We start from the raw sequence: 6,154 nt of genomic DNA on the forward strand, positions 1-6,154 counted from the left end.
AAGCAGCGTGGCGCCATGCATCTGGCCGGACAGGCCAATGCCCTTGACTGCCGCGAGTTCATGCGGATGGGAGGATTTGAGCTCGGCGATTGCGTCTTCGCAGGCCCGGATCCAGTGCTCGGGATTCTGTTCCGACCAGCCGGGGTGCGGCCGTGAAACATCAAGCGAACCATGGCCGGAACCGATGACGGTTTGCCCGGCATCGATCAGCAGCGCCTTGACGCCCGACGTCCCGAGATCGAGGCCCAGATACATGTCTTCCTCCCACGCCAGTTAATTTTTTCGGGTCTCGAAAAAATCTGGCTTGGCCAGTTTTTAAAACAAGATCCGCTTCGGGTCAATTCTCCGACAAATCGGCGGCGCGTCGCACAAACAGCGCTGACAGCGGACTGTCGGGCCGCGCCATCGAACGCTCCGCCGTGAGCGCCTTGGCCAGCGCACCCTCACCGGCGCGCAAGGCCGCCTCGATCAGCGTCAGGTCGATGACGTCGCGCTGGGCGTGGCTGCCACCGAAACGATGTGCGATCGCGCGGATCGGCCGGATCAGGCGCGCGGTCTCGGCGTAGCTGCCCTCACCGAATGCCTTGATGGCGAGCGTCAGCGGATGGCCGACATCCCGCGTGAAAGCCGCATTGTCGTCGCTGCCACGCATGGCCTCGCGCTGAGCCTCGAGCAAGGCGAGGGCCGGCGCATCTAACCCGGCACCCACGAAGGCCATCATCGCGTGGGCGTCGTTGAAGGCATAAAGACCCGCTCCCGCCTTGCCCCAGTTGGCGGCGAGTGCCGCCCAGCGGTCGCCGACATCGACGCCGCCGAGGTGGAGCCGCCACAGGATTGCCGAGGCATCGACCATGTTGAGCGCCATCGTCGATTGCACGCTGTAGATAGGGCCGTCATAGAGGGCCAGCACCGCGTCGGTCTCGCCGAGATCATAGTGGAACAGCGCCAGGTGCCACCAATTGTGGACCTGCAGGAAGCTCTCCCGTGTCCACGCTTCCGGATTGGCGCGCATCCAGGCAATGCCATCCCTTTGCCGGCTTTGCATCTCCATGACATGGGCGACGGCGTGCTGCGCCCAGCCGTCGCGCGGCTCGATGTCGACTGCCTCGCGGCCAAGCTGCTCGGCCCTGACATAGTCACCCATTTCCTCCAGCCCGAAAGCCTGCATGCCGAGCATGGCGTGGTAGCCGGGCATGCCGCTTTGCCACGAAGGCAGGGCACGAGCGATGCGGTCGCGCAGCATGCGGGCATTGCCGGTGAAGAAATCGATCTGGTGGCCGACCTGCAGCGCCAGCCCGTCGCGCGGGGTCTCGATGGTGATGTCCTCGAGAACGCGGCTGGCCTCATGCCAGCGCCCGCTGGCGAGATGGCCAAGGGCCGAGACATGCGCCCGCTCGCGCGTGGTCGCGGCAAGCGGCAGTGCGGCCTCGTGGCAAGCCTTGGCCACGGCCGTCGCCTCCCGCTCGGTGGCGAGGCCGAACAGATATCCCTTGAAGACATGGGCCATGACGAAGCCGGGATCTTCCGCGATGGCGCGGTCGACGGAAGCTACGGGATCGCCGATGAAGCACTGCAGTTCACGCACTGCCTGGCTGTAAGGCGTGAATCCCGCCTCCGTCGCGCCCGAAAGTGCCAGGCCGAATGCGTCCCTGATTGCCATGCGATGTCCTTTATCGACCCGTGACAGGCCCTTGATCCTTCGGCCCAAAGCGATCCTAAAGCATAGGCCACGGACACGCCAACCGTGCGCTACGCCAGACCTTTCAGTAGTCTTTGCAGTTTAGCAACCATGCGGGGCAGATTAGGCTTTGTAAAATTGAATGAATTGTGTCTTCATTGCGGCGGCTGGCGGGGGCTGGAAATCGCGAATCGAGAGGGGACGCGATGCGGCATGTGAAGAACTCGCTTCCGAACAGTCGTTCGGCGGATGCGCAGGTGACAATTGCTTCGCAACGGCGAAAGCCGCATCCGTTACATCCGTGGCTTATTAGCATCCTCTCAACTACAGCTTTTGCGTTGCTGCCCAACTCCGCCGCGTTTGCCGCATGCGTGCTGGCTCCATCCGCCGGAAACACCGTCTACACCTGTGACAGCGGCGACTCAGCCGGCAGCCTCACCGATCTCGACGGCGACAACACGCTGAATTTTCCCGCCGGCGGCACCGGGCAGATATCAGGCAATGTGACCTTTGGCGTCGGCACGGACCGGCATCGACATGCAGTCAGGCACCATAACCGGCACCGTCGATCAGGGTGGCGGCACGGATTTCTTCAAAATTGGCGCGGGCACCGTCACCGGCAATGTCCAGCAGGGCGCCGGCATCGACGACTTCAACATGAGCGGCGGCCAGATCGGCTCGCTCAACCAGGGCGACGGCCTCGACACCTTCACCATGACCGGCGGACGCATCGTCGATTTCTTCGACGATGGCGACCACGCCGTGATGACCGGTGGCCGCATCGGCCGGGTCAACATGAAGCTCGATCAGAACTATTTCAACATGTCAGGCGGCACCATCGACCGCAACCTCGTCACTGGCTTCGACAAGGACACGATCATCCTGTCGGGCGGCACCATCGGCGGCAACATCAGCGTCAGCGGCGGCAATGACAGCGTCACGGTCACCGGCGGCACGGTCGGTGGCGATATACTGATGAGCTTTGGCGCCGACAATTTCGTCTGGAACGGTGGCGGCATCATCTATGGTTCCGTCGATCTCGGCGGCGATAACGACACCGCCAGGCTCAGCAACCTCACCAACGCCAATCTCGGTGCCACGGATGCCATATCAGGTGGTGCCGGCACCGATGCGCTGACCCTGGACAACGTCAAACTGGATGGCGTCAGCCGGCTCCAGAACTGGGAAAGCATCGACGCCACCAATGACACCCAGCTGACGATGGACAGCAATCTGGTGCTCGGCGACAGCGGCACCGGCACGGGTTCGCTCAGTGTCGATGCCGCAAGCACGCTCTACGGCGGCGGCTTCAATGCGGCGATCCAGGCGTTTACGGCAGGCCAGCTGGCGCAGGTCACCAATGCCGGGCGCATCGACCTGACCAATGGCAGCACCGGCGCCACCGACAGCCTGACGATTTCGGGCAATTATGTCGGCCTGGGTGGCCTGCTGCTTATCCAGACCGAGCTCGGTGACGATTCCTCCGCATCCGACAAGTTGGTCCTGTCGAGCGGAACGGCTTCCGGTTCGACCGGCATCTCCGTGGTCAATCTCGGCGGCGCGGGGGCTGCGACCACGCAGGACGGCATCATGGTCATCCAGGCAATCAACGGCGCCACCTCGGGCGCCACGACATTCGCGCTCGACGCCCCGGTCGCCGCCGGGGCCTTTGAATATTATCTGTTCAAGGGCGGCGTCAGCGCCGGCAGCGAGGAGAACTGGTACCTGCGCTCGACGCTGAACACGCCGGCCCCGCCGGCCGCAGCCCCGCCGGCGCTGGAGCCTGCTCCGCCGCCGGCACCTGAGCCGCCGGCGGCCGAACCGCCGCCGCCGCCGCCCATCGACCCTGCGCCGCCGCCTCCGCCGGAATCCACCCCCGGCGATCCCGATCCGGTTGATCCGGCGCCGCCGGTCGTGCCGACCGATCCGCCGCCCGCGACACCACCGGCACCACCACCGGCACCAGTGGCGGATCCGCCCCCGCCACCGCCGGTGGTGCCAACTGAGGTGCCCGACCTGCCGACACCGGCGGCGGGCGAGGAAATCCTGCTCTATCGCATCGAGGTTCCGGTCTATTCGGCCTTGCCGCCGGTCGCCGAACATCTGGCGATGACGACGCTCGGCACATTCCACGAACGGCGCGGCGAGCAGAGCCTGTTGTCGAACACCGAGCTGTCGCCGGTCTGGGGCCGCATCTTCGGTCAGGACAGCAAGATGGCCTATTCAGGAACGGTATCGCCGTCCTTTGACGGCACCCTGTTCGGCCTCCAGGCGGGCTTCGATCTGTTCGGCCGCGAAACCGCGTCGGGCCAGACCGATCGCGCCGGCCTGTTCGTCGCCTATGCCAGCATGAATGGCGACGTGCGCGGCCAGGCGCTGGGCAGGGACAATCTGTCCGTCGGCAGCATGGATATCAACGGCACCAGTATCGGCGGCTACTGGACCCGGATCGGTCAGGGTGGCTGGTACCTGGACGGCGTCCTCATGGCCACCTTCTTCGGCGGCAACGCAACATCGTCGCGCGACATTGGCATCGACGTCGGCGGGACCGGCGTCACCGCTTCGCTGGAAGGCGGCTATCCCATCGCGCTGGCGCAAGGCTGGACGCTTGAACCGCAGGCGCAACTGGTCTGGCAGCAATTGTCGCTCGACGATGCGTCGGACCGCTTTGCTTCGGTTTCCTTCGATACGGACGGCAGCGTGACCGGCCGGCTCGGCGCACGGCTGCAAGGCGAAACAGCGATCAATGGCATGGCGCTGCAGCCGTATCTCAAGGCCAACATCTGGCACGATTTCGGCGGCACCAGCCATGTCAATTTCGACACCACCGACATCTCGACCGAGGGCAGATCGACCTCGTTCGAGTTCGGCGGCGGCGTGATTGCCAAGGTGACGGACAAGGTCAGCATCTTCGCCACCGGCGACTACACCACCAATCTCGGTGGCGACAAGCGTCGGATCCTCGAAGGCAATCTGGGCTTCAGCGTCAAATGGTAAGGCCGGTCAAAAAGACAGCTTAATTGCTGGAACGCATCGCCACCGTGGCGATGCCGGCGCCGACCAGCAGCGTACCGCCGGTGCGGTTGAAGATGCGGATCGCCTTGGGATTGCGCACCACGTTGCGTGCGCGTGCCGCGATCAGCGCATAGCCGAAGGCATTGGCGAAGGCGAGCGCCAGGAAGGTCGTCTCGAAGATCAGCATCTGCGTCCAGAAATCGGCGTGCCGGTCGAGGAACTGCGGCAGGAAGGCAACGAAGAACGTGATGCTTTTCGGGTTGAGCGCGGTGACCAGCCAGGCGTGCGCCATCATCTTGGCCGAGGAGACCGCGTCGGTGCGCGGTTCGGCCTTCAACGCGCCGCCGGCGCGAAACAGTTTCACGCCAAGATAGATCAGATAACCGGCGCCGATCAGCTTCAGGATGGTGAAGACGGTCGCCGAGGCCGCCAGCAGCGCGCCGATACCCAGCATCGACAACGTCATCGCAGTGAAATCCCCCAACGCCACGCCGACGGCCATCGGCAGAGCGGTACGCCAGCCCTGGCCCAGCGCATAGGACACGACCAGCAGGATGGTCGGACCTGGAATGATGAGAAGGATCGTCGATGCGGCAGCGAAGGCGGCCCAGTTTTCGAAGGACATGCTCGTCTCCTTTGAGCTTAAAGAAGAGGATAAATCCTTAGGCCCGGGAGAATGTAAAGAGGCGATTTCCCTAACTGCGCCAGCGGCAGATCGGTGTCAGTTCGCGCCGCTCAGCGTGCTCACTATATCGGCCAGGCTGACATTGGCACCGAGAACGGTTGCCGCCGCGACAATGGCAGCGGCAAAAAGCTTGATGTCGGTTTTTAAGGTCTTGCACATGGAGGCCCCTCGCTGATGGTTCGAGGAGTAGGAGACGCCGGCGCCGGGAATATGACTCGACCGAGGTCTTTTTGTGCAGCAGCCTTCGTTCAAGTTCAGGCAAGAAGGTCGAACATCGCCAAGGCCATGCGCAAATGCAGGCTGTGCAAGGTCTTCACGCTTTATCAACCATGAATGAGGAAAATGCCTGCTATCCGGCCGGACCGTGCTTCCCGCCGACAGCGTAGGGTCTGGGTATATGCGTGAGTTGCCGCAAGGTCTGACGCCGCCGCGAAATGGCGACGCAATCGAAACCGATCATCATCTTTCCCGCCGCGCCATCCTGTCCGGGGCAGGGGCGCTTGCGCTGCTGAGCGCCGCCGGTTGCTCGACCTCGGGCGGCGGCCTGCCGGCGCTCGAGCTCGACGACGTCACCACGGGTTCCGTGCGGCCGATCCGGCCAAGCATCAGCGTCGACAAGAACGTCACCAGTCCCGGGGTCATGTATGCCGGGCTGACCGACGGCGGCTTCAACGTTCCGGAAGTGCCATATCTGAAGGTCAAGCCGGAATTCCGCCGCCAGATCGTCGTCGACACGACAGGCGAGGCGCCCGGCACCATCGTCGTCCATCTCAAGG

The 6,154-nt window shown here is 63.9% G+C and carries 4 protein-coding genes and 2 pseudogenes; 2 read left to right on the plus strand and 4 right to left on the minus strand.

Annotated features, from left to right (window positions below; all coding sequences use genetic code 11):
- Together EN879_RS20850 and EN879_RS20855 are read right to left on the minus strand one after the other, a co-directional pair.
- Nucleotides 1-255, minus strand: a 255-nt coding sequence (locus tag EN879_RS20850; RefSeq protein ID WP_245493845.1) for an FGGY family carbohydrate kinase, incomplete at its 3' end; no start/stop codon positions are given.
- 82 nt (nt 256-337) lie between these two features.
- A complete protein-coding gene (locus EN879_RS20855) occupies nt 338-1,660 on the minus strand; it encodes a tetratricopeptide repeat protein (RefSeq protein ID WP_063169803.1) in 1,323 nt (440 codons plus the stop codon).
- A 224-nt stretch (nt 1,661-1,884) separates the two neighbouring features.
- Here EN879_RS20855 and EN879_RS20860 point away from each other — a divergent pair.
- Nucleotides 1,885-4,675 (plus strand): annotated as a pseudogene (locus EN879_RS20860) (autotransporter outer membrane beta-barrel domain-containing protein).
- Nucleotides 4,676-4,694: 19 nt separating this feature from the next.
- On the opposite strand, the gene EN879_RS20865 reads toward EN879_RS20860, so the two are convergent.
- Together EN879_RS20865 and EN879_RS40660 are read right to left on the minus strand one after the other, a co-directional pair.
- On the minus strand, nt 4,695-5,318 hold the full coding sequence (locus EN879_RS20865) for a LysE family translocator (protein WP_023761181.1): 624 nt from the start codon (nt 5,316-5,318) through the stop codon (nt 4,695-4,697).
- 96 nt (nt 5,319-5,414) lie between these two features.
- Nucleotides 5,415-5,537, minus strand: a complete 123-nt coding sequence (locus tag EN879_RS40660) for a hypothetical protein (protein ID WP_013528283.1) — start codon at nt 5,535-5,537, stop codon at nt 5,415-5,417.
- Between the two features lie 238 nt (nt 5,538-5,775).
- Between EN879_RS40660 and EN879_RS20875 the strand changes: the two are divergent.
- Nucleotides 5,776-6,154, plus strand: a pseudogene (locus EN879_RS20875) (L,D-transpeptidase); the annotation flags it as partial.

This window comes from Mesorhizobium sp. M7A.F.Ca.AU.002.02.1.1, from assembly GCF_003998535.1.
GTDB classification, from domain to species: Bacteria; Pseudomonadota; Alphaproteobacteria; order Rhizobiales; family Rhizobiaceae; genus Mesorhizobium; species Mesorhizobium ciceri.